The organism is Chryseobacterium sp. CH25 (assembly GCF_004119455.1).
In the GTDB taxonomy this organism is placed as follows: domain Bacteria; phylum Bacteroidota; class Bacteroidia; order Flavobacteriales; family Weeksellaceae; genus Chryseobacterium.
The window spans coordinates 503,383-528,394 of sequence record NZ_NRQT01000003.1 but is presented as its reverse complement, the minus strand read 5'-3'; the positions used below and the strand labels follow the sequence as shown (position 1 = coordinate 528,394).

Here is a 25,012-nt window from a genome sequence, read left to right as displayed (position 1 = left end):
TTTTTCTTTTATAGGGGTTAAAAATTATTAACAGCAATATCCGTCTTTACCTCTAGGGCCAATAATCATGAAATGGCTGCTTACTCCTCTGAGTTTGCATAGATCTTCCGCGCAGTTGGCTTTAGCACCACCACTGATTTCTTTAAGCTCAGCTTTGGTAAGCTTCTTTTTGTGATTGATTGATTTTTTCATAACTTTTAGTTTGGTGTTATTATCTGTAATTAACAGCAAGGTCCGTCTTGGATTCCGTAGACTCCATATAATTCTTCTCCGGTATTTCGGTCTGTACAACTAAATACCAACGGACAGATAGGTCCTGCTCCGTTAATTGCTTTCATTTCTTTCTTCGTAAGTTTCTTTTTTTGATTCATTGATTTTTTCATAATGATTTTAGTTTGGTTGAACAGCTAATGTACATTTTATTTCAATAACTCAATACTGTGTGAACAATTAAATTAATAGATTATTGTACCTGTTAACAAACTTTAACAGTTTGAAAATCACAGATAAAAGCTGCAATTGTTAAATTTGAATATGAAGAATTTGCTGAAAATCCTGGCCCTTTTTCTGTTCTGCAAACTCTGCAATGCCCAGCAGACAGAAGTTGCTGTTCTGAAATATGAAGAGCTGGAAAAGAAGATCCAATCGGAGAAGGATAAGCTTCTGATTGTGAATTTTTGGGCTACTACCTGTGCTCCCTGTGTGAAGGAGCTTCCTCATTTTATGGAAGTTAATAACCAAAATGCGGGTAATTCTAAATTTAAAATGATTCTGGTTTCCTTAGACCGGCTGGTAGATAAAGAAAGGGTTTTAAAATTCATTAAAAATAAAAACCTGACTGCTGAAGTTGTTCTTTTAGATGATATTAAAAGAATGAATACCTGGATTCCAAGGTTTGAAAAAGAGTGGGATGGGAATATTCCGGTCACAATTTTTTATAAAAACGGAGAGAAAGTGTATTTCAATGATGGAGAAATGAGTAAAGCAGAACTTGAGAAAACAATTACAGAAAATCTATAATCAATAAGAGTATGAAAAATATAAAAACATTAATTGCAGCTTTCATCGCTGGATTAGGCTTGCTAAGCTTTACAGCCATAAATCACGATAAAAAAGAGGCTCAAAAAGAGACTGTTTCGACAGTAAAAGGGTATGAAGTAGGAGATGAGGCTACAGACTTTAAACTTAAAAATATTGATGGGAAAATGGTCTCCCTAAGTGATTTTAAAACCGCTAAAGGATTCATCGTTATATTTACCTGTAATCATTGCCCATATGCTAAGAAATATGAAGACAGAATTATTGAGCTTGATAAGAAGTATAAAAGTCAGGGATATCCGGTAATTGCTATTAACCCAAACGATCCAAACGTGCAACCGGAAGATGGTTACCAACAGATGATAGAAAGGGCAAAACAGAAAGGATTTACTTTTCCGTATTTAGTGGATGAGGGGCAGAAGATCTATCCGCAATATGGAGCCACAAAGACTCCGCATGTTTTTGTCCTGCAAAAGGAAAATGGGAAGAATATTGTAAAGTACATAGGGGCTATTGACAACAATTATGATAACCCGAATGATGTATCAGAATATTATGCTCAGGATGCCGTAAATGCCTTAATAAAAGGAGAGCCGGTGAAGATGACAAAAACTGTTGCCATTGGATGTACAATCAAAGTAAAGAAATAATATATTTGTCAGAATAAAAATCGGTATTCATTAAAATACCGATTTTTTATGTCTAAACTTTATAAAACATCAACATGAAATTCCAATTTAGCCTGAAATATCTGCTTATCTCTATTTTTATTTTCCTGATTGAGGTACTGATTGCTACAAAACTGAAAGATATTTTCTTTGTAAGAGCCTATCTTGGTGATGTTATTGTTGTTATACTGCTTTATACTTTAGTGAAGAGTTTTTTTAGAATAAATAACGAAAAACTTATCTGGGGAATTTTAGTTTTCTCCTTTTTTGTAGAGTTTGCCCAGTATTTTAATATTGCAGAAAAACTAGGCTTCCGTCCTGGAAGCCTGATGTATATTGTGATTGGAAACTCTTTCTCGTGGATTGATATTCTGTGCTATACCGTAGGTTGTCTATTGCTCTATCTTTTCGTTACAATGACAAAAGGTCAGAACTTAACTTCAACCCCTGATATCTAATACCTGTTACCTATAATCTATTAATCTATCTTCCAAAGCTGTCATACTTATCTTCAGCATATTTAATGAATCGGTTCAGTAATGCCACATTATCCTTTTCTAAAGGTGAAAGCTCGTTATCTACATTATTGGAAACCGGAATATACCAATCTGTCTGCTCGAAAAAGTCTCTGTAAGTTTCTTTTTTAAAAGAATAGCCATGTCTCGCAAAAACTGAGTTCTTAATGATTTCCATATCCAGTTTTCTCAGATTTTTAATGTCTTTTTCGCTTAGCTTTTGTTTGGAAGCATTCAGTTTAAAGACAGCATCTGAAGCAACGCGGTTCTTTGATGTTGTGTAGCTTTCGGTTTTGCCATCGCTATCCGTATATTTTTCTACAAAATCTTTAGGGTTGTTCCAGTCTACCAGATTGGAATCAGGGTCCAGCATAAAGTTGGGGTTGTAAACAAAGTCTTTTTTGATGAGTTTGAGAGATTTTAAAGGTGCTTTTACTGCTTTTTTATTGAAGGCATTCCATTTTCCTGTTAAGCTGTCTCCATTCAGTTTTACCTCGAATCTGCCATCTGTTTTATCGTTTCCTGGCTCATCCAATACAAAAGACTTTGAAGTCTCATTAAAAACTCCTCTTACAGGGCGCTGATTTCCGTTTACGATACTTTGCCCATAAACACTGTCTTTGGTAATCCTGTTAATTTTTATGGAAATTTTTTTGTAGAAATTCTCTTCATATTCAGTACCGTCTACATCGTCAACCACTTTTTCCATACCCGCAAAATCACCCGTGTAAACGCCATAATATTCTTTATGAATTTCAGGAATAGCAACGGAGTCTTTTTTGGCGGTTAGAGAATCTTTGGGTGATTCATTTGTTTTTCCGTCTTTCTTACAGCTTATCAGGGAAACTGTAAGCAGGGAAATCAAGGTGTAATGTAAAGTTTTCATATCTGTTTTTTTGTTATTAAGTATTCAATCAAAAGGATATTGGGAATCCAGCCCAGCCATGCAATGATCTGGTAAACATCCATGGGGTTAGGTTGGAATAAATATACAATAATAACCTTCCACATTCGTAACGTGATGGCTGATAATGTAAAAGCGAAGCTTCGCCACATCCATTGCTTGTGTTCTTTAAACTTTTTCTGTCTGGCTAGCTGATACGCTTTAAAAGTGGAAAACCACCATGAAAAGCCAAGTATAACAAATGAAATTTTTGAAAAAAGCCCGCCATTAGCAAAAAATCCCATATAGATTCCTGAAGGTGCAGCCAAAAGTAAAATGAGGAAAATGTATACTTTTCCCATATTTCTGTGGAGGTTTTTCAGTCCAAAATCTTTCCTTATGATAGCTAGAAACCCTGAAAGAAGGACTAAAATGCTAGTGTACACATGAGTGTAGAAAAAGTAAAGATATTCCGGTCTCTGTTCCACCTCAGTCTGTTTAATCATCAGGAAACTGACATTGGGATTTATAGGAATATACTCCAGGGTAATGGAAAACATCAGCCAAAAGAAATACACAAATCCTAAGATAAGAAGGACTTTGAAGAAAATTGCGGTATTTCTTTTGGCTGAAAGCATTTTTAGTTAATCAAAATTGATGACGACGGGAACGGCATACCAAATCGATCCAGGTTCTCCATCAATTTTTCCAGGAGTCCATTTGGTCTTCATAGTCTTCAATACCCGTTCTACTTCACTATTAAGGTCCGGATTGGTTCCTGTTACCATAACCTGGTCTATTACCCCATTGGGTCCTACAGAAAATTTAGCCTTAGACCGCACCTGTCCCTTGGCTCCTTTTACTCGGCTAATCTTAATGGCTTTGGAGACATCCTGCATGAATGCGGGGATTCCGCCAGGGTATTCTGCTGGTGTAACTGTTTTTGGGGTTTTACTTTCCGCAGTAGAGTCTTGATTAGGCGGAACTTCAGCTGTCTGTGTCTGGGAAAAACATAATGTGAACCCAAGTGTAAATAGTAGAAATATTATTTTTTTCATAGGTATGCTTCTAAAAAGCTTATTTATTTTCAAAAAAATCAATGACCAATTCATTGAATAATTCAGGTTTTTCTTCAGGAACAAAATGACTGGCGTTAGGAATAATAGCTAATTGCCCTTTAGGTATTGACTCTGCCATTTTTACCGTGTGTTCTATTTTGATAATATCTTTATCTCCCGCAATAATTAATGAAGGACATTCAATTTTTTTAAGCTCTTCAAAGGTCCAGTTGGGATATTTCAGATCAAGATTGAGGAGGTCCAGAGATACATCATTTTTATGATCTTTATTATCCTTAGACAGCTTTTCTACGGCCTCTCTCAAATATTTAACCTCTTCATCTTTTTGTCCTTCAGGAAAGATATTAGCCCCTGAACAGGCAATTTTATCTACCAACTGAGGATGTTTCATAGCCATTGATAAAGCAAGAATTCCGCCATCACTCCAGCCCAGGATTTTTACCTTTTTGATGTTTAATTTATCTAAAAACTGTTTTAAGTCTTCAGTCTGAATATCAAAAGTAAGCTCTTTGGTTTTATCATAGGTAGATTTGCCTCTTTCGCGGCAGTCTACTAAAATAACCTTGTATTTTTTGCAAAAGTATCCTTCTGATTCATGAAAGCACTGATGGACTGTCCGTTACCATGAAGCATCAGTACAGGTTCTCCCTCTCCATATATTTCGTAATATAATTTGATGCCGTTAACGTCCATAAATTTACCCTCAGGCATAGTACCAATCAGATTTTCTCCTTTGATGAGTAAAGATTTTTTGCCGCTAAAGGGTTGAATATCTGATGTTGAAATGGCAAAATGTTTTACATGAGTTTTCTTTTGAGAATGAATCCCTTCAAACCAAGGACTGGAGCCGGTTATTTCTTCTTCAAATCCTGAATTTTCCAAAGGAATTTCAAGCCATTTTTTTGATTTGCCATCATTAACTTCCAACTTAAAGTCATCAAAATAAAAATTTCCGTTATTTTGTGCAAAAGCCCCGATGTTTATTGTTTGTGCAGAAGCACTTACCTTTCCTTTTATTTCATAGGTTTTCCACTCGTTGGTTGCCTGCTTTGTATAGTACTGATTTTCAAAAAAGCCTGTAGATTTATCCTTATTGTCTATCCTGCACCATAAACTGGCGTTAGATCCATTATCCTGATTATCTTTTCGGATTTTTGCTGTTACTCTGAAGTTCCAGTTTTGTTTATTCTCAATATTTACTGCCTGGGTAAAAGCTGTCCAGTCAGAAACGATAGTTCTGCTTTGGCTGTGTCCTAAAAACAACCAGAATAGAAATAAAAAGCAAATGTGTTTTTTCATGTATTAGTTTTTTAGTTTTTATAGAAGATTCAAATCCTGTGCAATCAGCCAGCCTTCGCTCCAGCATGCCTGAAAATTGAAACCACCTGTCACCGCATCTATATTTAAAACTTCTCCGGCAATATAGAAATTAGGCAGCAATTTTGAAGACATATTTTTGAAGTTAATTTCTTTTAAATCAACACCTCCGGCTGTTACAAATTCATCTTTAAAGGTTGATTTTCCGGTCACCTGAAATTTCTTTTTGCAAAGGTTCTCCAGAATTTTCTGCATCTCTTTTCCTGAAATATTGGCAACCTGCTTGTTGAGGTCTACTTTTGAAATCTCCAGGATTTTTTGCCAGAATCTGTTCGTAATATCAAAGATTTTTGATTGTCCAATCGTCTTTTTAGGGTTGCTTTGTTTGAAGCTTTGGAACATTTCTTCTGCATCTTCTATATCTACAGACACAAAATTAACCTCAATTTCAAAGTTGTACTTAAGTTTAGCAAGACTTATCGCTTCCCATGCTGAAATTTTCAGGACAGCAGGTCCGGAAAGCCCCCAATGGGTAATCAATAGTGGCCCGCTTTCCTCAGTTTTTAATTTAGGAATCGAAATTCCTGCATTTTCAAAACTGGTTCCCGGTAGATCTTTTAAAAGCTCATCTTTAATGTTGAAGGTAAAAAGAGAAGGAACAAGGTCTACAATCTTGTGTCCCAGATTTTCAACAATTTTTAAAGATTTTGGTGAACTTCCGGTAGTATATACGATATAATCTGTCTCAAAATCTCCGGAATTGGTTTTTACAACGTATTTTTCATCCTGTTTTTCAATCTCTTTTACGCTGCATTTTGTTTGTACCAGAACATTTTTCTTCTGAACTTCATTCAAAAAAGTATTGATAATGGTTTGTGAAGAATTGCTTTCAGGGAAAGTTCTGTTGTCATTTTCTATTTTCAAAGGAACATTTCGCTGATCAAACCATTCCATAGTGTCTCCCGGCTGAAATTTGGTGAAGACACTTAATAACTCTTTGTTTCCACGAGGGTAAAATTGTACCAGTTCTCTTGGATCAAAGCAGGCGTGGGTAACATTGCATCGCCCACCTCCGGAAATCTTAACTTTCTGAAGGACATCCGAGTTCTGTTCTAGTATCGTAATTTTATATTTCTTTTCGTCAAGGTTGGATGCACAGAAAAAGCCTGCAGCACCACCTCCGATAATAATGATCTGTTTCATGTATGTGTAATCCTATGCTGAAGATTATTTTTTCAAAAGTACAATTTTTATAAACCATCTTATTTGAGTATTTTTGAAGATTATAATTTTTTATTATACCAAAAACGATTTCAGTATGATTTTCTACCATAAATTTGAAGTGCGTTGGAGCGATCTTGATGCCAACAAACATTTAGCTAATTCATCCTATGTACAATACTGTGCACAAGCCAGAATGGCTTTTATGACTAAAGAAAAAATGGGGGTAACCCAATTAAGCAGATGGGGAATTGGTCCTGTTATTCTGCACGAAAGATATTCTTTCTTTAAGGAGATCTATGCGGACCAAACGGTGATTGTAAGTGTAGAAATTGACGGATGTTCTGATGATTCTTCTATCTACCGCTTCGTTCATAAATTCTATACACCGGATGGGATGCACTGTGCAACTGCAGAAGCAACAGGAGTATGGATTGATATGATGCTGAGAAAAATGACCACTCCGCCAGATGATGTAGTGGAAGCAATGAATAAATACAAAACCCCGGAAACAGTGGTGTTATCCAAAGAAGACTTCAAAAAGCTTCCTTTTCACCCGCATAATATTGATCCGGCAGAATTTACAAAGTAATTTAAAGTTCAAGGTTTAATGTTATAACTGGCTGCAGAGCCATATTACGTTTTATATTGAACACTGTACAAAAAAGAAATTTTATGTTTGAAGATAAATCACAGGAGCTGACGCCCATTTCAAAACTAGGAGAATTCGGTCTGATTAAGCATTTAACAGAGCATTTTCCACTATCCAATGAATCTTCGGAGCTTGGGGTAGGAGATGATGCGGCAGTGGTTAATCCTGGCAATAAAAAAGTAGTTCTTACAACTGATGTGTTAGCGGAAGGAGTACACTTTAATTTAGGGTATGTTCCGTTGAAGCATTTAGGCTATAAAGCAGTGGTAGTTAACCTAAGTGATATTGCTGCTATGAATGCTGTTCCTACACAGATTTTAGTTTCTTTGGCTGTTTCCAACCGTTTTCCGGTAGAAGCACTGGAAGAAATCTATGCAGGAATTCAGGCAGCATGTACCCGATATAAAGTAGATTTGATTGGAGGAGATACTACAAGTTCTAACTCAGGATTAGTGATGAGTATTACAGCTGTAGGAATTGAAGCTGATGAAAATATTGTCAAGAGAAGTGGTGCAAAACCTAATGATCTTCTTGTGGTAACAGGAGATTTAGGGGGAGCATACATGGGACTTCAGGTGCTTGAAAGAGAACATGCAGTTTATCTTGCGAATCCGAATATGCAGCCTGAGATGGAAGGTTACGACTATATCCTGGAAAGACAGCTGAAACCTGAAGCAAGAACAGACGTTAAAAAGATTCTGGAAGAATTGGATATTAAACCAACTTCTATGATTGATATTTCAGATGGTCTGGCTTCTGAAATTCTACATCTATCTGACCAGTCTAAAGTAGGATTCAGACTGTATGAAGAAAAAGTACCTATGGACAATCTTACTATTTCTACTGCAGATGAAATGAACTTAAACCCGGTAATGACAGCTTTAAGCGGTGGTGAAGATTATGAATTACTGTTCACCATTTCACCAAATGATTTTGATAAAATGAAAAACCATCCGGATTTTACCATTATAGGGCATGCTGTTGAAAAAGAGGAAGGAAACTTTATGGTAGCGAGAGGATCTAACCAGTTAGTTGCTCTTACTGCTCAGGGATGGGATGCCTTTTTAGGGAGCCAAAACGGATAAAATTTTATTTAATTTTAAATATTGTAGAAAACCGCAGCACTTTTTTTGCTGTGGTTTTTGTTTGTGATGTAACTATTTTTTAAATACAGTGATGAATATACCAGAGAAAGAAATACCGATGCACCACCTTACTTCTGAAGAATTTCAGATGAGTACCCTGAGTGCGGCAGGTCCGGAGAATTTCCATGATGTACACCGGCATAATTTTTTTGAAATTATCTGGTTCAGGGAAGTGTATGAAAAAAGCCATCTGGAACTGGATTTTGAAAGCTATAAACTTGAAAACAATCAAATCTGTATCATTGCACCGGGACAGGCATTCAATATGAAGGTAGAAGGAGAAGAAGGATATGCAATGGCCATAAGCCGGGAAATTTTCAACGAAGCATGTACTATTGAATCTGTACTAACCGGCGGTCAGCTTCCTTTTTTCTTAGATCCTAAAAATGAAAAAACCTGCAGTACGCTTATAGCATTAATTGAGCAGGAGTATAAAGGTGAGTCAAGAACAGAACTCTTAAAGGCTTATCTGAAAGCATTCTGCATCATCATTGGAGAACAGATTAAACCTCAGGAACCTTTATTGAATGACCGCCAACGTATCCATGATCTGGTAGAGCTTATTGAAAAACACTATATTACCCATAAAGAAACAAGCTTTTATGCTGAAAAATTAAAGATAAGCACCCATCATCTTAATGATATTGTACGTCTTCTGAGAGGAACAACGGTAAAAAAATGATTTCTCAGCGTCTTATTCTGGAAGCTAAAAGGGAGCTCAGCTTTGGAGCACTCACGGTAAAAGAGATTGCTTTTAAGCTAGGTTTTAATGATGCTTCATATTTTTCAAGGTTTTTCAAGAAATATACCGGTCAAAACCCTGACAGCTTTAAGAATAATTAAAAAACATAATCCTCAATATTTACAATTAATGCAGGTTTAAATTGAGTGTTTTCAATTGTTTTTATATTTTAATCTTCAGTTTGTCCTATACTTCCTTCAATTCTTTTATTGTAATCTTTTGCTTTTTAAGGCAATTTTGCACCCTGAAAAAAACCGCCTGTGAAGGCTTACAATTTATGAAGAAGTTAGGTATTGTAGTGTTTATTCTGGCACTGCTCAACACGTTAGAATCCTTAAGTATAGATCTTTATCTTCCTGCTTTCCCAAACATGGCTGAAATTTTTAAAACAGATATCGGGCATATCCAGATTTCTATTTCTGTTTTCTTTGCCGGATTTGCTTTCGGACAATTATTATGGGGGCCTTTATCAGACAAAACAGGTCGTAAACCTATGCTGTATTGTGGGCTTCTCCTTTTTATTATAGGAGCAACGGCCATCTATTTTACCTCAGATATTTACGTCTTATGGGCAATGCGCTTCTTACAGGCATTTGGAGGAAGTGCAGGAATTGTGATTGGTAGAGCCATTATTATTGATCTTTATGATAAACAGAAGTCTGTAACTATTTTTGCACAACAATCTCAGATCAGTGGTATTGCACCTATCGTAGCTCCTTTGATGGGAAGTGTATTTCTGAAATATTGGGGCTGGAACAGTTCATTCGCTTTTCTATGTATTATGGGACTGATTACATTTTTTATGGTATACAAATATGTTCCGGAAACTAATGCAAGAATCAGCGAGCCGGATAATGTAACCACTGATGAAAAAGGGTTAAAGGAGCAGCTGAAAATGATTATTTCCAACAAAGAATTTATTAACAGTACAATGGTTGGAAGTATTGCATTTGCCTCTTTGATTATTTACATTTCAAATGCTCCGTTCTTATTTATGGAAATTCATGGGTTTTCCAGTGAGACCTTCAGTTTTATATTCGCATTCAATTCATTAGCTTTAATTACAGCAGCTTATATTACCCCCAGATTAATTAAAAGGATAAGTAATTCAACGCTTTTATTTTCAGCCACTTTAATACTGCTGGTTGTATGTACTCTTCACATTTTTATAGCAGCAGGAAACCTTTCTATGATATTGGAAATAGGGATGTTGTATTTATCCTTGCTGGCTATCGGAATTTTGTTTCCTCTTACCTCAGCACATGCTCTATCACCTTTTAAAGAGGGAAGAGGTACTGCAGCAGCACTGTTGGGATTCATGCAGCTGATGGTAACCTTTTTAATGTCAGGAGTATTAGGTCTTTTAGAAGCAGACTCTATTTTACCGATGGTAGTAACCCGCGCAGGAATGGCTTTGGTTGCTGTATGGTTTGGATATCAGATATTTAAAGGTAAGAAGACTGTAATGCAGGAATCTGTAGCTTAGATAGTAAGGAAGCGGGAAGCTGGAGGAGGGGAGTTATTGAAACCGTGTGACAGTAACTTTCAGCTTCCAGTTGGTTTATCCTTCAAATGTTTCTATTGGTCATAGTATTCGGGCACTTAATCAAGTAATTTTTGTGAAAAATAGTTAAAAGGTTCTCTTTGCATAAAATTTAAAATATGAAAAGGAACCTTTTGACGGCTTTTTGCTGTCTGTTGCCGTTAGGATATTGGGTAAGTGCCCAGTCGGGAATTTCAGCTGAGCTTAAAACAGAATATATTCCAGCATCTAATTATATCCGTCCGGAAGACAGTACAAAAACCAATTCCAAAAGTGATTTTAAAAGAATCAACCTGAATCTGAGTATTCCATTATCTGTCAAAAAAGACAGTGCAGGCAGGGTAAAAGCATGGTCTATGCTGCTTAGCGGATCCTATGCGAAAATGTCTCACCAAAATTACGAAACACCATTATTTCCGGATCAGATGCTGAATGCTCAGGTAGGATTACAGCACATACGGCCTTTGGGAAAGAAATGGAGTATGATGATGATGGCTTCGGTAGGTCTCTATACAGACCTTGAGCATGTTAATTTTGATGATGTGCTGGGTCAGGGTGGAGTTTTGTTTATCAGACATTTTAATCCTAATCTTGCGTTGGGAGCAGGGCCGGTGCTTACTACTGCATTTGGGGCTCCGATGGTTCTTCCGTGGATCTATTTTGACTGGAAAACCAATGGAAAGGTCAAATTCAGAATTAATTTCCCTGAAGGCGCAGAAGTAGGATATCAGTTCTCGGATGCCTTTACTTTAAAAGCCGTAGTTAACCTTAGCGGAATGACTGTGGAAAGAAATAAAAATGGAGAGTCGATTATGTTTGGTTATCAACAGATCACCGCAGGTCTCAGACCGGAAATAAAAATCAGTGATAAGTTGAGTCTGGGAATCACAGGTGGTTCAACCCTAGTGAGAAGTTTCAGCGAAAGTGAACGAAAAATCAAAAGTATTTTTAAAGACAAAAAAGTAGAAGACCCGAAGTTTTCAAGTACATTCTATGCTGCGGTTTCATTACGCTGGAATTTACCTTAACATATGAGAAAAGAGGCCGGAATATACTTATTTGATCTATTTTTAACTTGAATAATTCCCCCAAACACTTTCCGGCTTCTTTCTTTTATTTACTGATCAGTTTCTTATACACTACCTGATTGAGCAGTTCCTCTTTTCGGGTACGGGAAATAGGAAGTTCTGTTTTATTAATAAACAGTCTGCCCCCGGAGATCATATCAATGTGGGTAATGTTGATTAAAAACGACTTATGAATTCTAAAAAAATGTTCTGAGGGCAAAGATTCTTCAATAGCTTTCATAGTCTGATGAATGACAAGGGATTTATCTTTAAAATGCAGCTTGGTATAGTTCTGCATACTTTCAATATATAAAATATCCACCCACGAAACCTTGATAAAGGTATCAGATTGTCTCACATACATAAAAGGATCATCAAGAGGGGTATTTTTCTTTAATTTTTCATTGATGATAAACTGCTGCTGCGCTTTATTTACTGCCTGATAAAAACGGTTAAAAGCAATAGGCTTTAAAAGATAATCCACTATCTGAAGACGAAATCCTTCCAATGCATATTCAGAATAAGCGGTTGTAAAAATACACAATGGTGGATTTTCCAACTGTTCCAGGAAATCAATACCATTCAGGTAGGGCATATTAATATCCAGAAAAGAAGATCTATTTCGCTTTCCTTTACCTTAGCATCCGCCTCCAAAGCTGTGGCACAGGTTCCTTCCACAGATAAAAAATCAATCTGGTCTGCTAATTCCTTAAGGTGAAACCTTGCTAAGGGCTCATCATCTACAATCAGACATTTCATTTTGGGAATATTATTGCTCATTTTCAGACAGTTTTAAGGTTAAATTTACTTTATAGACAAGATTATCAGACTCAATTTTAAGATCATAAGCATCAGGATACTGTAATTTCAGACGCTTCTTTACATTCTGCAGCCCAATGCCGCCGTCTTTCTTTTTATGAACAGCCATTTCTGAATATGAATTTTCAACATAAAAGAAAAGGGTATTGTTCTCTTCCTTGCAAAAGATCTTTACATAGCCCGTTTGCCCGGGAAGTCTGCAAACATATTTAAAGGCATTTTCAATAAAAGGAACCAATAGCAGAGGGGCAATCAGAGCTTTTCTATTGTCAATTTCCAGAGTAGATTTTACATTCAGTTCATTTCCCCATCTTAATTTTTCAACCTCAATCAGGTTTTGAAGATATTCAATTTCCTTGTCCAGAGAGACCAGTTTTTGATTGCAATGATAAAGCTGGTATCGTAGAATATCTGAGAATTTCATCAATAAATAATCTGCGAGTTCCGTATCGTGCTTCATTAAAATATGAATGTGGTTCAGAATGTTAAATACCACATGGGGATTAATTTGATCCTGAAGAAGCTTGAGTTGGTTTTCCAAATGAGCCTGTTGAAGGAGAATATGATCCCGTTCTATTCTTCCATGCTCCTTATAAAATTTGATGCCGCAGGCCGATCCGTTGATAAGAAATGACGCGGGTAAAGACATATAAAATCCACGCCATAAAAAAGGCAGGTGGTCTTTAAAGTTAGGTGGTAATTGATCTTTTGGGGCCGCCTCAAGGTAAGTGAAAATAACAGAAAATATGATGCTCAAAATAAAAATGACCATAGTTGTCTGGATAAGAAACTTTTTCATCTTTTTTTCCCGTAGCGCCTTGGGAAGAAGTTTGCTGGTTAAAAAATGAGTGAAGGTAAAGGAGCTTAGAGCAATGATAATGGCCTGAATCATTGCCAAATATTTATCTGTCTCGGTCTGAAAGTTACACCATAATACAATAGTAAGAACAAGCCAGAAGATAAATGTGAAGATATATTCTTTTAAAACAAAGGGGTTAGTCATTGGAGGTATCTGAAATGGGATTACAAAAAATTAGAAACTGCAGTTTACAGTTTCTAATCAGTCAAAGATAATTCAAGTTTTTAGAATAAGAAATAACCTATCCCAAGACTAAAGCTGTGGGGCTTAGATTTAAATTCCTTACTGATGTTGGAAAGGCCATGTTCATACCTGAGGTCTACTGTGAAATTTTTATAATCCACACCTATTCCTCCTGTAATTCCGATATTGGATTTATCAAACTTGTTAAAACCTTCCTGCATTGATTCGGAAACCGATAACTTGTTGTTAAAAGCAAAACTGTACACACCACCAGCAAATGCTCTTACATTAAAATCATCAGTTTTAACAAATTTATACCCTAGCACTACAGGAATATCAATAGAGTTCCATGTTAGTTTTGTTGTTTGTTTGTCTTTTGCTTCGTAAGATGTTTTTCTTTTGTTGAACAGTGCTTCTCCTTGTACATACAGGCTTCCAATATCCAATCTTGCCATTGCTCCCGCCTGATAGCCGAAACCGTATTTCCCTTCCAAGGAAGAAGACTCCGTTGAGGTTTTTGTAAAATTTGCTCCACCCTTAATACCAAAGTGTAAAGACGATGTTTGCTGAGCCTGTGTGTCCATAGAACATGTAATGCATAATAACAAAGAGCAGAATGCTAAAAATTGTTGTTTCATAAATTGATTACTTTTAAAATTTGATGCAAAACAAAGCATCCTGAAATACGATTGAAATTTTATTTGATGAACGGTAATGATGTTTTGATGAGCTGTAGATATCCCTGTTTTATTTTTTAGGAGTATTCATTAAAAAAGAAAAATCCCACTACAAGTGAAGTGAGATTTTACCAATATGGTGATAAGGTTTAATTCTTGATGAACTTAGAACTTTGATCTCCGATTGTATACAGATAAACCCCTGCTTTAAGAGATTCTACATCAATGGAAATATTTTTCTCTCCGGGACTGAAGTTTTTACTAAGAACTGTTTTTCCGGAAACATCATAGACCTGAACATTGTTTCCGCCGTTTCCAGGATTCATAATATTCAACAGCTTGCTAGTAGGAATGGGGAAAGCAGAAAGCTTATTTTTATTCTGTGACTGAATTTCAGAAGTAGTTAAGGCTGAAGTAGGGAGCGCATACACTTCTGTAACAGTATTGGTACCTGAACTTTTTGAAATGACAAATTTGTTCTGATTGGATGCTGCATCATGAAAAATCTGATAGAGTGAATGATAATCATTTCCAAACTGTTTGATGATATTTCCGTCTTCATTAATGATCAGCATTAAACGCTGTCCTCCTTGATTATTGATAAAAGTTAAGATGAACTCTAACTTATCATCTGTATTAAAAATACGCTTGGAAATGGAATAGTTTTCTTTGAGTAACTCTGGGATATGAAGATAGGTATTGGGAATATTAGGCGTTAAAGTTTTATACAGTGTATGATTGGCTGTGTAGATATCAAAAGTATTATTTCCTCTGCCAATCAGATAATGAGAGGTGCTGTTGTCTGAATACACATCCCAATGGCTACTATCAGAGGTATAAGTGTGTTCAAGATTCATCTGACCAAATACAAAATTTGCTGCTAAAATGGCCGTTGAAAAAAGAGTTTTTTTCATAAGTGATTGTTGTTTAATGAATTTGATGCAAAACAACAGATCTGAAAGATGAGCGGGAATTTTATTTGATGAATGGTAGAAATACTTTGACGATAATCCTGTTTTGAATGAAAAAAGATCGGAAGCCATGATGACTTCCGATAGGTTGTTTGTGATTTAATTTTAATATGGCTGTTCCGTACAATCATTTGGAGGAGGACATCCACCGCCACTGGTTCCGCCGCCGCCGCCAACAGAAATGCATTGTCCCGGGCTTCCGTCTTCATACATTTCGCAGGCTTTTCCCCAGGCACACTGGCAGTCGTTCTGGCAATTATAAGAATCTCCTCCCATATGGCAACTGTCTATTCCGTTACCAAGAATCGTTGAAAGATCCTTTCTCAAAAGTTTTTTCATTTGTTTCATAGTTTAATTTGGTATTAAATGTTATAGTTTAGGATTGTGCATCCTTTGTAAATATAATGAAATAGTCTTAAATAATTGTAAATGAGTAGTGTGTGTAGTTTTTATCGAACAAAAAAAGCCACTCATATGGTGGCTTTCTTACAATTATCATTTTTTCTTTAAAAAATAAAGTCCTTTTGATATAGTGAATATTCTTTTTTGAATAAAGGAATAGTGCCCTCATACCTGAAAGGGGAGATCCCAAAACCATAAAACATATCTGCCTGTATTCTGCCTTTTACAGAAAAAACACCTTTTCTTTCAGGGATAACTGTTAATCCTAAAGAAGAAAGGGCAGATGCTCTTCCCCTTAATCCTGAATTGGCAATAGGTATAGTGAGAAACATGAGTCCTACAGCCCCTTTTGCTTCAAGGCCTGCTTCTGCAGACAGATTTCCTTCTAATCCAGTGATGGCAGGATCAGATTTTTTTGAAGGTTGATATTCAGAGCTGGTGTTTTGCTCACAAGGAAGTTGGCATTTCCTTCAAGATCCAGAAGCTGCCCCTGTACTTTTCCTGTTGCCTGTACACCAAGAAACGGCCCAGCAGAAATAGTAGGGCTTAAAATTAGGCCTGTAGGCCCAAGTACAATAGGAGCAATTGGAATATTCAGGTAATCTGTACTGCTTGCTGTGTAGCCAAGACTTCCTATAATGTTTGCTGTGCTTTGAAGTTTAATATCATCCATGATGAGGTTCACATAATAATCAGATAAGTGGCCCCATGAGAAGGAAATATTATAATCAATTTTAGGCGTAAATCCCCCTTTTACGTTCACACTGGATGTTCCGGCTGAAGATAAAGGAAATGAGAACGTTTTGTCAAAATTAAAACGATTGAACTCAACTATTTTTTGATTTTTAAGGTTTTTTGCCTCAATAGAAAGAATTTTATTATTGATTTCTCTGGATACCAAACCTTCTATGGGAATATAATTAACCATTTTTCCATTGATGCTAACCGGCGCTTTATCTGAGGGGTCATAGACTCCGCTTAGAGTTCCATTATAAATGAACTCTTCAAGTTTGGCACTGGAGGTTTGTAAGATAAATCCATTATTAGACTTAGAAATGGAAGTTACTTTTGATAGAATGGTATTCACCTGATCGCCATCTATTTTTGTACCTACAATAACAGTTCCTGTTGAAATACTGTCTGTTTGTGGAGTCATACGGCTAAATGTAATTGCTCCTTCATTATGAGTAGAAATTGCATTAACAGATTCATCATTCAGAATAATTACATTTTTTTGTAAGGTCAGATTTCCTAAGGTTTTCAGTGCAGCAGGCTCAGTAGGCTTTTCAACAGGAGTCGTTGCCGGATCATCCTGAGAACAAGACATTAAAAGAAATACGCAGAAAATAGCAAAAAGAATAGATAAATGGAATTTTCTGCTGATTTTGAAGAAGTTAGATTTCATTTTCATAAGCGTGAATTTGAAGTTTCTATCTAAATTAGGTGAATTATTTAAAGTCTACAAAATAATTGCATTAAATTAATGTCAATAACATAATGATTTTCAGTACTATTAATGTTTTTGGCTTTGGCTTATTTGTGATATTTACGGAACGAGAAAAATAAAACCCGCTATTACAGCGGGTTTATTGTATTTATTTTTTGAATGTTAAAACTAAAGGAAGAGATACGGTGGATGATACCGGTTTCCCATTGGCTTCTGCCGGTTTCCATTTGCCTTTTTCTTTGATGCGGTAAAAGGCTGCTTCAATAAATGCATTTACATCATCATTATTTCCTTTAACCTGAGCATCAAGAGTATTTCCCTTAGAGTCTACAACAAAACTTAAGGTAGCTTTATAAGAGTCTGAGGCGTAGTTTAAGAAAGCAAGATCAACGGCTTCATATAATGATTTCTGAAAAGCTGTTTTTCCTGTTTCATATTCCGCTTCTTTTGTCAATTTAGTTTTGACGGGCGGATCATTGGCTAATGCTTTCTTATCGCCTTCAGAAATTTTCTCAAGAGCATTTTTATAAGATGTTATTTTATCTTCCGTAAGAAGCCACTCTAGCTTAGTTCTCAGATCGTTAGGCTTAGGGTATTTATTATACAATGCTTGTTTCTTTCTTTCATATTTGGAATCAGCCTTCTGGAATGCAGATACCTGAGCACTTCCGAAAGCAAAAGATAATATGAAGGCTAATGCTAAGAGTCTTTTCATCTTATTAAGCTTTTACAATATTAATAATTACCTCTGTTGCTTTCTCCATACTTTCCAATGCTACATATTCATATGGTCCATGGAAGTTGATTCCTCCAGCGAAGATGTTTGGACAAGGAAGCCCCATATACGAAAGCTGAGCACCATCTGTTCCTCCTCTGATCGCTTTGATCTTAGGTTCAATGCCAGCTTCAGTCATTGCTTTGGCAGCAAGATCTACAATGTGCATTTTGCCTTCAAACTGCTGTTTCATGTTTCTGTATTGTTCTTTGATCTCCACTTCAGCAGTTCCGGCACCATGTTTTTGGTTGAATTCAGCCACTTTTTCTTCCATGAATTTTTTTCTTGCTTCAAACTTGTCAGCATCGTGATCACGGATGATGTATTGAAGCTTTGCTTCAGAAATATCAGCGGTAATATCCATTAAGTGGTAGAACCCATCAAAACCTTTAGTCGTAGCAGGAGTTTCATTAGCTGGTAAGGTCTGAGCGAATTCTGCAGCTAATAAAGCGGCATTAATCATTTTGCCATAAGCATATCCCGGGTGTACGCTTAATCCGTGGATTTTTACAACAGCTCCGGCAGCGTTAAAGTTTTCGTATTCAAGTTCTCCAACTTCTCCACCATCCATTGTATAAGCCCATTCTGCACCAAATTTAGCTACGTCAAACTTATGGGCACCTCTTCCGATTTCTTCATCAGGGGTAAATCCTACAGCAATTCTTCCGTGTTTAATTTCAGGGTGAGCGATAAGATATTCTGCAGCCGTTACAATTTCTGCACAACCTGCTTTATCATCTGCTCCAAGAAGAGTGGTTCCGTCAGTGGTAATTACCGTCTGGCCGATATATTTTTTTAAGCTTTCAAATCTTGAAGGAGATAAAGTGAATCCTGTAGCCTGGTTTAATAGAAGGTCACTTCCATCATAATTTTCCCAAACCTGAGGTCTTACATTTTCTCCACTGAAATCCGGAGATGTATCGTAGTGTGAGATGAATCCGATGGTTGGTCTGTCATCATTTTCAAGGTTAGAAGGAACATAGCCCATAATATAACCGTGTTCATCAATTGAAACATCTTCCAAACCGATTGTTTTCAGCTCTTCAGTAATGTAATTGGCAATATCCCACTGGCGTTCAGTAGAAGGAGTTGCCTCACTCTCAGCATCACTGGTTGAATATATTTTTACATAACTAAGGAAACGGTTCAGTAATTTCTCTTTCCATAACGGATTGAATTCTATTGTACTCATCAGATTTATCATAAATTTTAACAAAGTTAGCAAATTTGATGCTCAGAATACATTATTTGCGGGTGAATATCAGTTATTGAAATTATAAATCGCATATAAAACTTTGAAAATCAAAATAATGTTAGATTTGTAAGTACAGTATACTAAATAGTTTAGTTTTATTATATTTGAGAAAATCAATAAAGTAAAAATGTTTCTTACCGAATGTCCTAGAGATGCAATGCAGGGATGGGGAGAGTTTATCCCTACTGATAAAAAGATAGATTATATCAACTCCTTAATGGATGTTGGTTTTGACGTATTGGATTGTCTGAGTTTTGTATCTCCAAAAGCAATTCCACAGATGGCTGATTCTGACGAGGTGGCTGAAAATATCGATAAATCCCGTTCCAAAACTAAAGTTTCTGCCATTATCGGAAACTATAGAGGTGCGGAAAAAGCATTAAAACATCAGTCTGTAGATATTCTGGGATTCCCTTTCTCTATTTCTGAAACCTTTCAGCACAGAAATACCAATAAGAGCCAGGAAGAAGCTTTTGATGAAATCATTAAAATGCTTGAACTTGTAAAAAGTGAAGGAAAGCAACTGAACATTTATTTCTCTATGGCTTTTGGAAATCCGTATGGTGAAATGTGGAAGTGGGAAGATGTAGATCAATGGGCACAGAGATTTTCGGATATTGGAGTGAAAGATATCCTGCTTTCTGATACTACAGGAGTGGCAACACCGGAAACGATTACTCTTTTATTTGAAAAAATTCCTTCAAAATATCCTGAAATTAATTTCGGAGGACATTTTCATAACCGTTATGAAGATTCCTATTCAAAGCTAAAGGCTGCTTATGACCAAGGTTGTAGAAGATTTGATAGTGCTATCAAAGGAATTGGCGGTTGTCCTATGGCAAAAGATGATCTGGTAGGAAATATGCCTACAGAACAGGTCATCAACTTTATGAGTGTTGAAAAAGCAGAGCACAAGCTGAATCTTTTAAACTTTGAAAGCTCTTACAATAAAGCGAAGGATATTTTTCATTTTTAAAATGATTTAAAATCTCTCGCAGATTTAGCAAATGACGCAGATAAGAAACTGGGAATTAGGATCTGCGAAATCCGCGTAATCTGCGTGAAATAAAAAATATAAATAGGAGCGGGCTTTAGCCCGCTTTACTATATCCATCAATCCATTGGCTTTAGCCAAAACCTAAAAAAATCAACCTAAAAAATCAACAAAATGTCTCCAATAATTTCACCGTCTGAATTAAAAAGCCTTTCAACAGAAAACCTGATTATTCTTGATGCAAGGATAGGAAAAGATGTAAAGCAAAACTACCTTGAGAAACATATCAAGGGTGCAAGATTCGTTGATTTGGATAAAGATTTAGCTGAAATAGGAGAAGATGCTGCCTTTGGTGGAAGACATCCGCTTCCTGCTCCGGGAAAATTTGCTGAAACACTTTCCAATCTTGGGATCTCTGAAAACTCTCATATTGTTGTATATGATGACAAAAATGGTTCAAATGCCGCTGCCAGAGCATGGTGGATGTTAAGATCCTTTGGGTTTAAAAATGTTCAGGTTCTGGATGGCGGAATACAGTCTGCAGAAAAGAATAGCATCGAATTTTCATCAGGAGAAGAGCCATTTGAAAAGGCTCCATTGATTAAAAAAGCGAGCTGGGATCTTCCTGTTTCTAGTCTTGAAGAGGTTGAAAATGAATTAGAAAGCAATTCTTCTACAGTCATTGATGTAAGAGATGCTTACCGATATAGAGGTGAATCCGAACCTATTGATCTGGTTGCCGGGCATATTCCGGGAGCTATCAATATTCCTTTTTCAGAAAATCTGGATGAAAACGGGTTGTTCTTAAGCCCTGAAATTCTAAAAGAAAAATATATCCGATTACTTAAAAATCAACATGAAAACCTGATTATTCACTGTGGTTCTGGAGTAACAGCATGTCATACTATTTTAGCATTGGCTCACGCAGGCTTTACTATTCCGAATCTCTATGTAGGATCATGGAGCGAATGGAGCAGGAGAGAAGGAAAAGAAGTAGCGAAAGAATTGTAAAAATAACCTTCAATTGAGGCCTCAATGATACAAGAAAGGATGTCACACTATGACATCCTTTTTATATTTTCAAATTTCATATTCCTTTATAGTAATATGAATTGTATTTGGTTAGAAAATGCTTAAGATTTATAGCATTCCCAGTTCAAATTTCGCTTCTTCGCTCATCATATCCTTATTCCAGCTAGGTTCAAAAGTAAGCTCTAAGTCAACGCTTTTTACGTGCTCTACTTCTGCTACCTTATCTTTTACTTCCTGAGGCAGTGTTTCGGCTACCGGGCAGTTAGGAGTGGTAAGGGTCATTATAATTTTTACGTCAGCATCATCGGAAATCTGTACATCATAAATTAACCCTAATTCGTAAATATCTACCGGAATTTCGGGATCATATACGGTTTTTAGTACGCTGATGATTTCTTCACCAATGTCTGCAATTTGATCGTCTGTAAATTTCATTTTTTAATCTAAATTGATATTCCTTTTCAACAAATCTTCCTGACGCATACGTCGGAAAACATTTGCCAAAGTTAAGACATCTTTTTCACAATAATCAACAATTCGCTGCAAGTCTTTTTCTATGTAGTAAATTGATGAAACCATTGAGCCGTCAATATCATCCTTTGGAGTGGGAATACCAAAGACATGAGCTAATAATTCCAGTGATACAAAACTTTTATAATCCCCGAATTTCCATAGCTCCATGGTGTCTATATGAGGGATCTCCCAGGGCTTTTTTCCAAACATCTGGAAAGGGGCAGGAGGCTGCATGCCATTGATGAGATATCTTCGGGCAATCCACGGAAAATCAAACTCTTTTCCGTTATGGGCACAGAGAATCACATTATACAGTCTCGGACTGTTGAAAATCTCTCCAAATTCCTGAAGCATCTTCTTCTCATCATGTCCGGAGAAACTTTTGATTTTTAACGTTTCATTTTTTTCTACCATTCCGATGGTAATGCAGATAATCTTTCCGAATTCTGCCATAATTCCGGCTCTGTCGTAAAATTCTGCTGCGGAAATATCTTCTTTTCTCTGGAATCTTGTTTTCTTGTCCCAAAGGTGCTGATCAGTTTCAGATAAATCTTCCCAGGAGCCAGCCTGTGGAACGGTTTCAATATCAAGAAATAAAACCTTTTCTAGTGGTATGTTCTGTATCATTGTGTTTTTTATTTTTATCCTACCTGCATTCCGTTTTTAGTAGGTAATGAAGGTGCTAAAAGAGTAACGTCTTTTTTGTCTTCACCATATAATCCTAAAACTAAACATTCACTGAAGAAGTTGGCAATCTGTTTTTTAGGGAAGTTAACGACTGCTAAAATCTGTTTTCCTATCAATTCTTCTTTCTGATAAAGCGAAGTGATCTGAGCAGATGATTTTCTGATTCCGAGGTCGCCAAAATCTATTTCCAATTGGTAGGAAGGGTTTCTTGCCTTTTCAAAATCGTTTACTGAAATAATAGTTCCGCATCTGATATCTATCTTTTCAAAATCTTCCCAAGTGATGTCTGGTTTTACGTTCATGGTAATGTGTTAATTAAATGTTCTACTTCTGTTTTCTGTTCTGCATATTTTTGTTGTAATTCTGAACCTTCACCCATTCTTTTATAATATTCAAGGGCTTTTCCACCGAAGAACTTTTTATGAAAGTCTGAGACGTCAGGAACCTGTGGAAAGACTTTATGAAAAAGCATTTCATAATAAGCCTGAAACTCTCTTTCATTCTTGTCTTCAATTACCTGGCCCGGAGCTTTTTGCCTTACATGAAGCATTTCATGAGCTACCATATTTAAGACAAGGTTCAGGTCAAAATCAAATAAATTTCTAGGAATCATCACTGTTTGTGGGCCTCCCAGTTCTCCTTCTGCCGTAAGAAGCATAGAAGTAGGGGAAAGCTCTTCCCTGAATCCAAATCCTGCAAAATTGTCATGTTCCAGGTCAAAAGAATGAATCAGATATTTTGCTGCATCCAGAATCTGGTTATGTTCTTTATAGGCTTCAAGGTGTAGATTAACCTGCTCGAAATTCATTTGAAGTATGTTTTATAACAAATGTATTAAAATATTGAGAATTAGAGTATATTTTGAAGAATAACGTACTCAAAAAGCTGAGATTTTTTGTTGGTTAAATTATTCATCTTTTAATTGTACCCATCCAAATTAAAAAATCTGTGTCTCCACATATCCACCCATTCTTCGCAACTTTACTATAAGATAAAATCATAATAACAGAAGCATGAAAATCACAGTAGTAGGCTATAAAAAAGAAGCAAGACTTTCACAGGGAGTGGCTAATGATGAAGATACAGATCTCATCAACTTTTTAAAAGAGAAAGGGTTGGATGTAGTTCCATCAATATGGAATGATGAAAACGTAGATTGGAGCAGCTTTGATGTAGCCGTCATTAAGTCACCATGGGATTATCATAATCATCTGAGTGAATTTCTAAACTGGCTGGATCATATTGAACAATTGGGAGTCAGAGTTTTAAATCCTGTAGAAATCATCAAATGGAACTCCGATAAGCATTACCTGAAAGATATTGCCAATAAGCAGCTTCCAGTAATTGCATCAGAATATCTGGAAAAAGGATCTTTCTTTGAGAATCATTTCTTTGATCTTTTGAACGCTGATAAACTAGTTGTGAAACCATGCGTAAGCGCCGGAGCGCAAAATACAGTGACCATCAGCAGAGATAATGTTGACGAACGTTCTAAAGAAATAAATGAGCTTCTGAAAGAGCAGGATTATATGGTACAGCCTTTCGTAGAAGAAATTAAAAATGGAGAATGGTCATTCCTGTTTTTTAATGGAAAATATAGTCATTGTTCATTAAAAACACCTAAGGAAGGAGATTTCAGAGTGCAGCATTATCATGGCGGAAGTATCAGTTATCCAACTCCGGATCCATTGCATATAGAACAGGCAGGTGCTTATCTGAAAAGCTTACCTCAATCCACATTATATGCAAGAGTCGACGGAGTGTTGATTGATAATACCTTCAATCTTATGGAGCTGGAACTGATAGAACCGTATTTGTTCTTAAACGGAGACAAAGTCTTACTTGAGAATTATTATCAGGCTCTAATAGCTTTAATCTCATAAAACAATAAACCACCTCAACGCTGAGGTGGTTTTTATTTATAGTTTTTCAAATTTTATAACTGGAATGATGGCCTTACTTTCAGGTGGATCAATTGTATTTGAGAAAAATAGCCCACGTTTTGTAGCCTCCAAAAGAAACTCACCACTGGAAAATGAACCATCAGGGTTACCTGTTGCCACAGCGTAAATTACTCTTCCGAAAGTAAAATCCTCATTAGCTGTACAATTCATATTTTTAATCTGATAAGTCCGTTCAGATGGAGATTTCTGACCAGGTTCCTGCAAAATTGTTTTGATGGTAGAGCTTTGGGGATCAATAGTAATATCCACTTTGACGGGTTTTTCCTGACGGTCTTTTGTGAAAACCATCTTATCTGATATCAATCTGAGCTTCTGTGTACACTGAACAGGATTTCTATCCTGGCTGTTGATTCCCTGAGCAAAGGACTGTGTATATCCAAACAATAATAAACAGGCCATATACCATCGGTAATGAAAAATAAAAGACTTCATAATTATTTGTTTTTGGTGCTTAGATAAAAATACAAATTATATCAAAAATAATAGATAAAGTTTCAAATAAAAACAGGACCGGAAATTGCTCTCCGGTCCTGTTAAACAAGATTAAGTGTAAAATTTAACCTT

Annotated in this window: 33 protein-coding genes and 1 pseudogene; 12 read left to right on the top strand and 22 right to left on the bottom strand. The window is 36.2% G+C overall.

What is annotated here, in order from left to right; translation table 11 throughout:
• Window positions 1–27 precede the first annotated feature (27 nt).
• Window positions 28–192, bottom strand: a complete 165-nt coding sequence (locus BOQ64_RS10565) for a bacteriocin (protein WP_129058045.1) — start codon at window positions 190–192, stop codon at window positions 28–30.
• A gap of 29 nt (window positions 193–221) precedes the next feature.
• Window positions 222–383: a hypothetical protein gene (locus BOQ64_RS23075; RefSeq protein WP_164975786.1), complete on the bottom strand. Its 162-nt coding sequence runs from the start codon at window positions 381–383 to the stop codon at window positions 222–224.
• Window positions 384–534: 151 nt separating this feature from the next.
• Here BOQ64_RS23075 and BOQ64_RS10560 point away from each other — a divergent pair, with 151 nt between their 5' ends.
• The 3 genes from BOQ64_RS10560 to BOQ64_RS10550 all read left to right on the top strand — a co-directional run bounded on the left by BOQ64_RS10560 (window position 535) and on the right by BOQ64_RS10550 (window position 2,164).
• Window positions 535–1,020 (top strand): TlpA family protein disulfide reductase, encoded by a 486-nt coding sequence (locus tag BOQ64_RS10560; protein ID WP_129058044.1) that lies wholly within the window; start codon window positions 535–537, stop codon window positions 1,018–1,020.
• Between the two features lie 11 nt (window positions 1,021–1,031).
• A complete protein-coding gene (locus tag BOQ64_RS10555) occupies window positions 1,032–1,688 on the top strand; it encodes a thioredoxin family protein (protein ID WP_129058043.1) in 657 nt (218 codons plus the stop codon).
• A 74-nt stretch (window positions 1,689–1,762) separates the two neighbouring features.
• A complete protein-coding gene (locus tag BOQ64_RS10550; RefSeq protein ID WP_129058042.1) occupies window positions 1,763–2,164 on the top strand; it encodes a DUF2809 domain-containing protein in 402 nt (133 codons plus the stop codon).
• Window positions 2,165–2,189: 25 nt separating this feature from the next.
• Here the strand turns inward: BOQ64_RS10550 and BOQ64_RS10545 are convergent, their stop codons facing one another.
• From BOQ64_RS10545 to BOQ64_RS10525, 6 genes are read right to left on the bottom strand one after another with little or no spacing between them, the layout of a single operon-like run.
• Window positions 2,190–3,107: a YARHG domain-containing protein gene (locus BOQ64_RS10545; RefSeq protein WP_129058041.1), complete on the bottom strand. Its 918-nt coding sequence runs from the start codon at window positions 3,105–3,107 to the stop codon at window positions 2,190–2,192.
• The gene (locus BOQ64_RS10540; RefSeq protein ID WP_129058040.1) at window positions 3,104–3,742 is read right to left on the bottom strand and encodes a DUF2306 domain-containing protein; all 639 of its coding nucleotides are present in this window, start codon (window positions 3,740–3,742) and stop codon (window positions 3,104–3,106) included. Before BOQ64_RS10540 ends, BOQ64_RS10545 begins: the two co-directional genes overlap by 4 nt.
• A gap of 6 nt (window positions 3,743–3,748) precedes the next feature.
• Window positions 3,749–4,162: an energy transducer TonB gene (locus tag BOQ64_RS10535; protein ID WP_164975785.1), complete on the bottom strand. Its 414-nt coding sequence runs from the start codon at window positions 4,160–4,162 to the stop codon at window positions 3,749–3,751.
• Between the two features lie 19 nt (window positions 4,163–4,181).
• A complete protein-coding gene (locus tag BOQ64_RS23830) occupies window positions 4,182–4,742 on the bottom strand; it encodes an alpha/beta fold hydrolase (protein WP_228448315.1) in 561 nt (186 codons plus the stop codon).
• Window positions 4,736–5,482: an alpha/beta fold hydrolase gene (locus BOQ64_RS23825; RefSeq protein WP_228448308.1), complete on the bottom strand. Its 747-nt coding sequence runs from the start codon at window positions 5,480–5,482 to the stop codon at window positions 4,736–4,738. Before BOQ64_RS23825 ends, BOQ64_RS23830 begins: the two co-directional genes overlap by 7 nt.
• 18 nt (window positions 5,483–5,500) lie before the next feature.
• Window positions 5,501–6,703: an NAD(P)/FAD-dependent oxidoreductase gene (locus tag BOQ64_RS10525; RefSeq protein WP_129058038.1), complete on the bottom strand. Its 1,203-nt coding sequence runs from the start codon at window positions 6,701–6,703 to the stop codon at window positions 5,501–5,503.
• A 115-nt stretch (window positions 6,704–6,818) separates the two neighbouring features.
• On the opposite strand from BOQ64_RS10525, the gene BOQ64_RS10520 reads away from it, so the two are divergent.
• The 6 genes from BOQ64_RS10520 (at window position 6,819) to BOQ64_RS10495 (ending at window position 11,831) form a co-directional block, all read left to right on the top strand.
• Window positions 6,819–7,313, top strand: a complete 495-nt coding sequence (locus BOQ64_RS10520) for an acyl-CoA thioesterase (protein ID WP_129058037.1) — start codon at window positions 6,819–6,821, stop codon at window positions 7,311–7,313.
• Window positions 7,314–7,396: 83 nt separating this feature from the next.
• Window positions 7,397–8,458 (top strand): thiamine-phosphate kinase, encoded by a 1,062-nt coding sequence (gene thiL, locus BOQ64_RS10515; RefSeq protein WP_129058036.1) that lies wholly within the window; start codon window positions 7,397–7,399, stop codon window positions 8,456–8,458.
• A gap of 91 nt (window positions 8,459–8,549) precedes the next feature.
• Entirely contained in the window at window positions 8,550–9,200 is a 651-nt protein-coding gene (locus BOQ64_RS10510; protein ID WP_129058035.1) for a hypothetical protein, read from the top strand.
• Window positions 9,197–9,361, top strand: a complete 165-nt coding sequence (locus BOQ64_RS10505; RefSeq protein WP_129058034.1) for a helix-turn-helix domain-containing protein — start codon at window positions 9,197–9,199, stop codon at window positions 9,359–9,361. The genes BOQ64_RS10510 and BOQ64_RS10505 overlap by 4 nt, the downstream gene beginning before the upstream one ends.
• Window positions 9,362–9,537: 176 nt before the next feature.
• Entirely contained in the window at window positions 9,538–10,746 is a 1,209-nt protein-coding gene (locus BOQ64_RS10500; protein ID WP_129058033.1) for a multidrug effflux MFS transporter, read from the top strand.
• 176 nt (window positions 10,747–10,922) lie between these two features.
• A complete protein-coding gene (locus BOQ64_RS10495) occupies window positions 10,923–11,831 on the top strand; it encodes a DUF6268 family outer membrane beta-barrel protein (RefSeq protein WP_129058032.1) in 909 nt (302 codons plus the stop codon).
• Between the two features lie 85 nt (window positions 11,832–11,916).
• On the opposite strand, the pseudogene BOQ64_RS10490 reads toward BOQ64_RS10495, so the two are convergent.
• From BOQ64_RS10490 to pepT, 9 genes and pseudogenes are all read right to left on the bottom strand, one after another.
• Window positions 11,917–12,650: pseudogene (locus tag BOQ64_RS10490) on the bottom strand (LytR/AlgR family response regulator transcription factor).
• A complete protein-coding gene (locus BOQ64_RS10485) occupies window positions 12,640–13,488 on the bottom strand; it encodes a sensor histidine kinase (protein WP_228448307.1) in 849 nt (282 codons plus the stop codon). The pseudogene BOQ64_RS10490 and the gene BOQ64_RS10485 overlap by 11 nt, the downstream one beginning before the upstream one ends.
• 284 nt (window positions 13,489–13,772) lie before the next feature.
• Window positions 13,773–14,369, bottom strand: a complete 597-nt coding sequence (locus tag BOQ64_RS10480; protein WP_129058030.1) for a porin family protein — start codon at window positions 14,367–14,369, stop codon at window positions 13,773–13,775.
• 188 nt (window positions 14,370–14,557) lie between these two features.
• Window positions 14,558–15,322 (bottom strand): T9SS type A sorting domain-containing protein, encoded by a 765-nt coding sequence (locus BOQ64_RS10475; protein ID WP_129058029.1) that lies wholly within the window; start codon window positions 15,320–15,322, stop codon window positions 14,558–14,560.
• Between the two features lie 162 nt (window positions 15,323–15,484).
• Window positions 15,485–15,718: a hypothetical protein gene (locus BOQ64_RS10470; RefSeq protein ID WP_129058028.1), complete on the bottom strand. Its 234-nt coding sequence runs from the start codon at window positions 15,716–15,718 to the stop codon at window positions 15,485–15,487.
• Window positions 15,719–15,885: 167 nt separating this feature from the next.
• Window positions 15,886–16,113 (bottom strand): hypothetical protein, encoded by a 228-nt coding sequence (locus BOQ64_RS23820; protein WP_228448306.1) that lies wholly within the window; start codon window positions 16,111–16,113, stop codon window positions 15,886–15,888.
• 53 nt (window positions 16,114–16,166) lie between these two features.
• Window positions 16,167–17,192, bottom strand: coding sequence for a hypothetical protein (locus BOQ64_RS10465; protein WP_228448305.1), 1,026 nt, complete (start codon window positions 17,190–17,192; stop codon window positions 16,167–16,169).
• Between the two features lie 184 nt (window positions 17,193–17,376).
• Window positions 17,377–17,943, bottom strand: coding sequence for an energy transducer TonB (locus BOQ64_RS10460; protein ID WP_129058027.1), 567 nt, complete (start codon window positions 17,941–17,943; stop codon window positions 17,377–17,379).
• A 4-nt stretch (window positions 17,944–17,947) separates the two neighbouring features.
• Window positions 17,948–19,195, bottom strand: a complete 1,248-nt coding sequence (gene pepT / locus BOQ64_RS10455) for a peptidase T (RefSeq protein ID WP_129058026.1) — start codon at window positions 19,193–19,195, stop codon at window positions 17,948–17,950.
• A gap of 190 nt (window positions 19,196–19,385) precedes the next feature.
• Between pepT and BOQ64_RS10450 the strand changes: the two genes are divergently transcribed.
• Together BOQ64_RS10450 and BOQ64_RS10445 are read left to right on the top strand one after the other, a co-directional pair.
• A complete protein-coding gene (locus BOQ64_RS10450; RefSeq protein ID WP_129058025.1) occupies window positions 19,386–20,234 on the top strand; it encodes a hydroxymethylglutaryl-CoA lyase in 849 nt (282 codons plus the stop codon).
• A gap of 192 nt (window positions 20,235–20,426) precedes the next feature.
• The gene (locus BOQ64_RS10445; RefSeq protein WP_129058024.1) at window positions 20,427–21,263 is read left to right on the top strand and encodes a sulfurtransferase; all 837 of its coding nucleotides are present in this window, start codon (window positions 20,427–20,429) and stop codon (window positions 21,261–21,263) included.
• A 129-nt stretch (window positions 21,264–21,392) separates the two neighbouring features.
• Here the strand turns inward: BOQ64_RS10445 and BOQ64_RS10440 are convergent, their stop codons facing one another.
• From BOQ64_RS10440 to BOQ64_RS10425, 4 genes are read right to left on the bottom strand one after another with little or no spacing between them, the layout of a single operon-like run.
• Entirely contained in the window at window positions 21,393–21,719 is a 327-nt protein-coding gene (locus BOQ64_RS10440) for an SUF system Fe-S cluster assembly protein (protein WP_027372057.1), read from the bottom strand.
• Window positions 21,720–21,722: 3 nt separating this feature from the next.
• Window positions 21,723–22,424, bottom strand: coding sequence for a 3'-5' exonuclease (locus BOQ64_RS10435; RefSeq protein ID WP_129058023.1), 702 nt, complete (start codon window positions 22,422–22,424; stop codon window positions 21,723–21,725).
• 14 nt (window positions 22,425–22,438) lie between these two features.
• Complete coding sequence (locus BOQ64_RS10430) at window positions 22,439–22,786, bottom strand: tRNA-binding protein (RefSeq protein ID WP_129058022.1); 348 nt, start codon at window positions 22,784–22,786, stop codon at window positions 22,439–22,441.
• On the bottom strand, window positions 22,783–23,292 hold the full coding sequence (locus BOQ64_RS10425) for a hypothetical protein (protein ID WP_129058021.1): 510 nt from the start codon (window positions 23,290–23,292) through the stop codon (window positions 22,783–22,785). Before BOQ64_RS10425 ends, BOQ64_RS10430 begins: the two co-directional genes overlap by 4 nt.
• A 205-nt stretch (window positions 23,293–23,497) precedes the next feature.
• Between BOQ64_RS10425 and BOQ64_RS10420 the strand changes: the two genes are divergently transcribed.
• A complete protein-coding gene (locus tag BOQ64_RS10420; protein ID WP_129058020.1) occupies window positions 23,498–24,367 on the top strand; it encodes a RimK family alpha-L-glutamate ligase in 870 nt (289 codons plus the stop codon).
• A 36-nt stretch (window positions 24,368–24,403) separates the two neighbouring features.
• Here BOQ64_RS10420 and BOQ64_RS10415 read toward each other — a convergent pair whose 3' ends face one another.
• Window positions 24,404–24,880, bottom strand: a complete 477-nt coding sequence (locus tag BOQ64_RS10415) for a hypothetical protein (RefSeq protein WP_129058019.1) — start codon at window positions 24,878–24,880, stop codon at window positions 24,404–24,406.
• Window positions 24,881–25,012: the final 132 nt, after the last annotated feature.

What these genes read in the sequence shown, in the direction of transcription:
- BOQ64_RS10565 (WP_129058045.1), bottom strand. Translation starts at nt 192, where the DNA reads ATGAAAAAATCAATCAATCACAAAAAGAAGCTTACCAAAGCTGAGCTT.
- BOQ64_RS23075 (WP_164975786.1), bottom strand. Translation starts at nt 383, where the DNA reads ATGAAAAAATCAATGAATCAAAAAAAGAAACTTACGAAGAAAGAAATG.
- BOQ64_RS10560 (WP_129058044.1), top strand. Translation starts at nt 535, where the DNA reads ATGAAGAATTTGCTGAAAATCCTGGCCCTTTTTCTGTTCTGCAAACTC.
- BOQ64_RS10555 (WP_129058043.1), top strand. Translation starts at nt 1,032, where the DNA reads ATGAAAAATATAAAAACATTAATTGCAGCTTTCATCGCTGGATTAGGC.
- BOQ64_RS10550 (WP_129058042.1), top strand. Translation starts at nt 1,763, where the DNA reads ATGAAATTCCAATTTAGCCTGAAATATCTGCTTATCTCTATTTTTATT.
- BOQ64_RS10545 (WP_129058041.1), bottom strand. Translation starts at nt 3,107, where the DNA reads ATGAAAACTTTACATTACACCTTGATTTCCCTGCTTACAGTTTCCCTG.
- BOQ64_RS10540 (WP_129058040.1), bottom strand. Translation starts at nt 3,742, where the DNA reads ATGCTTTCAGCCAAAAGAAATACCGCAATTTTCTTCAAAGTCCTTCTT.
- BOQ64_RS10535 (WP_164975785.1), bottom strand. Translation starts at nt 4,162, where the DNA reads ATGAAAAAAATAATATTTCTACTATTTACACTTGGGTTCACATTATGT.
- BOQ64_RS23825 (WP_228448308.1), bottom strand. Translation starts at nt 5,482, where the DNA reads ATGAAAAAACACATTTGCTTTTTATTTCTATTCTGGTTGTTTTTAGGA.
- BOQ64_RS10525 (WP_129058038.1), bottom strand. Translation starts at nt 6,703, where the DNA reads ATGAAACAGATCATTATTATCGGAGGTGGTGCTGCAGGCTTTTTCTGT.
- BOQ64_RS10520 (WP_129058037.1), top strand. Translation starts at nt 6,819, where the DNA reads ATGATTTTCTACCATAAATTTGAAGTGCGTTGGAGCGATCTTGATGCC.
- thiL (WP_129058036.1), top strand. Translation starts at nt 7,397, where the DNA reads ATGTTTGAAGATAAATCACAGGAGCTGACGCCCATTTCAAAACTAGGA.
- BOQ64_RS10510 (WP_129058035.1), top strand. Translation starts at nt 8,550, where the DNA reads ATGAATATACCAGAGAAAGAAATACCGATGCACCACCTTACTTCTGAA.
- BOQ64_RS10505 (WP_129058034.1), top strand. Translation starts at nt 9,197, where the DNA reads ATGATTTCTCAGCGTCTTATTCTGGAAGCTAAAAGGGAGCTCAGCTTT.
- BOQ64_RS10500 (WP_129058033.1), top strand. Translation starts at nt 9,538, where the DNA reads ATGAAGAAGTTAGGTATTGTAGTGTTTATTCTGGCACTGCTCAACACG.
- BOQ64_RS10495 (WP_129058032.1), top strand. Translation starts at nt 10,923, where the DNA reads ATGAAAAGGAACCTTTTGACGGCTTTTTGCTGTCTGTTGCCGTTAGGA.
- BOQ64_RS10485 (WP_228448307.1), bottom strand. Translation starts at nt 13,488, where the DNA reads ATGAAAAAGTTTCTTATCCAGACAACTATGGTCATTTTTATTTTGAGC.
- BOQ64_RS10480 (WP_129058030.1), bottom strand. Translation starts at nt 14,369, where the DNA reads ATGAAACAACAATTTTTAGCATTCTGCTCTTTGTTATTATGCATTACA.
- BOQ64_RS10475 (WP_129058029.1), bottom strand. Translation starts at nt 15,322, where the DNA reads ATGAAAAAAACTCTTTTTTCAACGGCCATTTTAGCAGCAAATTTTGTA.
- BOQ64_RS10470 (WP_129058028.1), bottom strand. Translation starts at nt 15,718, where the DNA reads ATGAAAAAACTTTTGAGAAAGGATCTTTCAACGATTCTTGGTAACGGA.
- BOQ64_RS23820 (WP_228448306.1), bottom strand. Translation starts at nt 16,113, where the DNA reads ATGTTTCTCACTATACCTATTGCCAATTCAGGATTAAGGGGAAGAGCA.
- BOQ64_RS10465 (WP_228448305.1), bottom strand. Translation starts at nt 17,192, where the DNA reads ATGAAAATGAAATCTAACTTCTTCAAAATCAGCAGAAAATTCCATTTA.
- BOQ64_RS10460 (WP_129058027.1), bottom strand. Translation starts at nt 17,943, where the DNA reads ATGAAAAGACTCTTAGCATTAGCCTTCATATTATCTTTTGCTTTCGGA.
- pepT (WP_129058026.1), bottom strand. Translation starts at nt 19,195, where the DNA reads ATGAGTACAATAGAATTCAATCCGTTATGGAAAGAGAAATTACTGAAC.
- BOQ64_RS10450 (WP_129058025.1), top strand. Translation starts at nt 19,386, where the DNA reads ATGTTTCTTACCGAATGTCCTAGAGATGCAATGCAGGGATGGGGAGAG.
- BOQ64_RS10445 (WP_129058024.1), top strand. Translation starts at nt 20,427, where the DNA reads ATGTCTCCAATAATTTCACCGTCTGAATTAAAAAGCCTTTCAACAGAA.
- BOQ64_RS10440 (WP_027372057.1), bottom strand. Translation starts at nt 21,719, where the DNA reads ATGAAATTTACAGACGATCAAATTGCAGACATTGGTGAAGAAATCATC.
- BOQ64_RS10435 (WP_129058023.1), bottom strand. Translation starts at nt 22,424, where the DNA reads ATGATACAGAACATACCACTAGAAAAGGTTTTATTTCTTGATATTGAA.
- BOQ64_RS10430 (WP_129058022.1), bottom strand. Translation starts at nt 22,786, where the DNA reads ATGAACGTAAAACCAGACATCACTTGGGAAGATTTTGAAAAGATAGAT.
- BOQ64_RS10425 (WP_129058021.1), bottom strand. Translation starts at nt 23,292, where the DNA reads ATGAATTTCGAGCAGGTTAATCTACACCTTGAAGCCTATAAAGAACAT.
- BOQ64_RS10420 (WP_129058020.1), top strand. Translation starts at nt 23,498, where the DNA reads ATGAAAATCACAGTAGTAGGCTATAAAAAAGAAGCAAGACTTTCACAG.
- BOQ64_RS10415 (WP_129058019.1), bottom strand. Translation starts at nt 24,880, where the DNA reads ATGAAGTCTTTTATTTTTCATTACCGATGGTATATGGCCTGTTTATTA.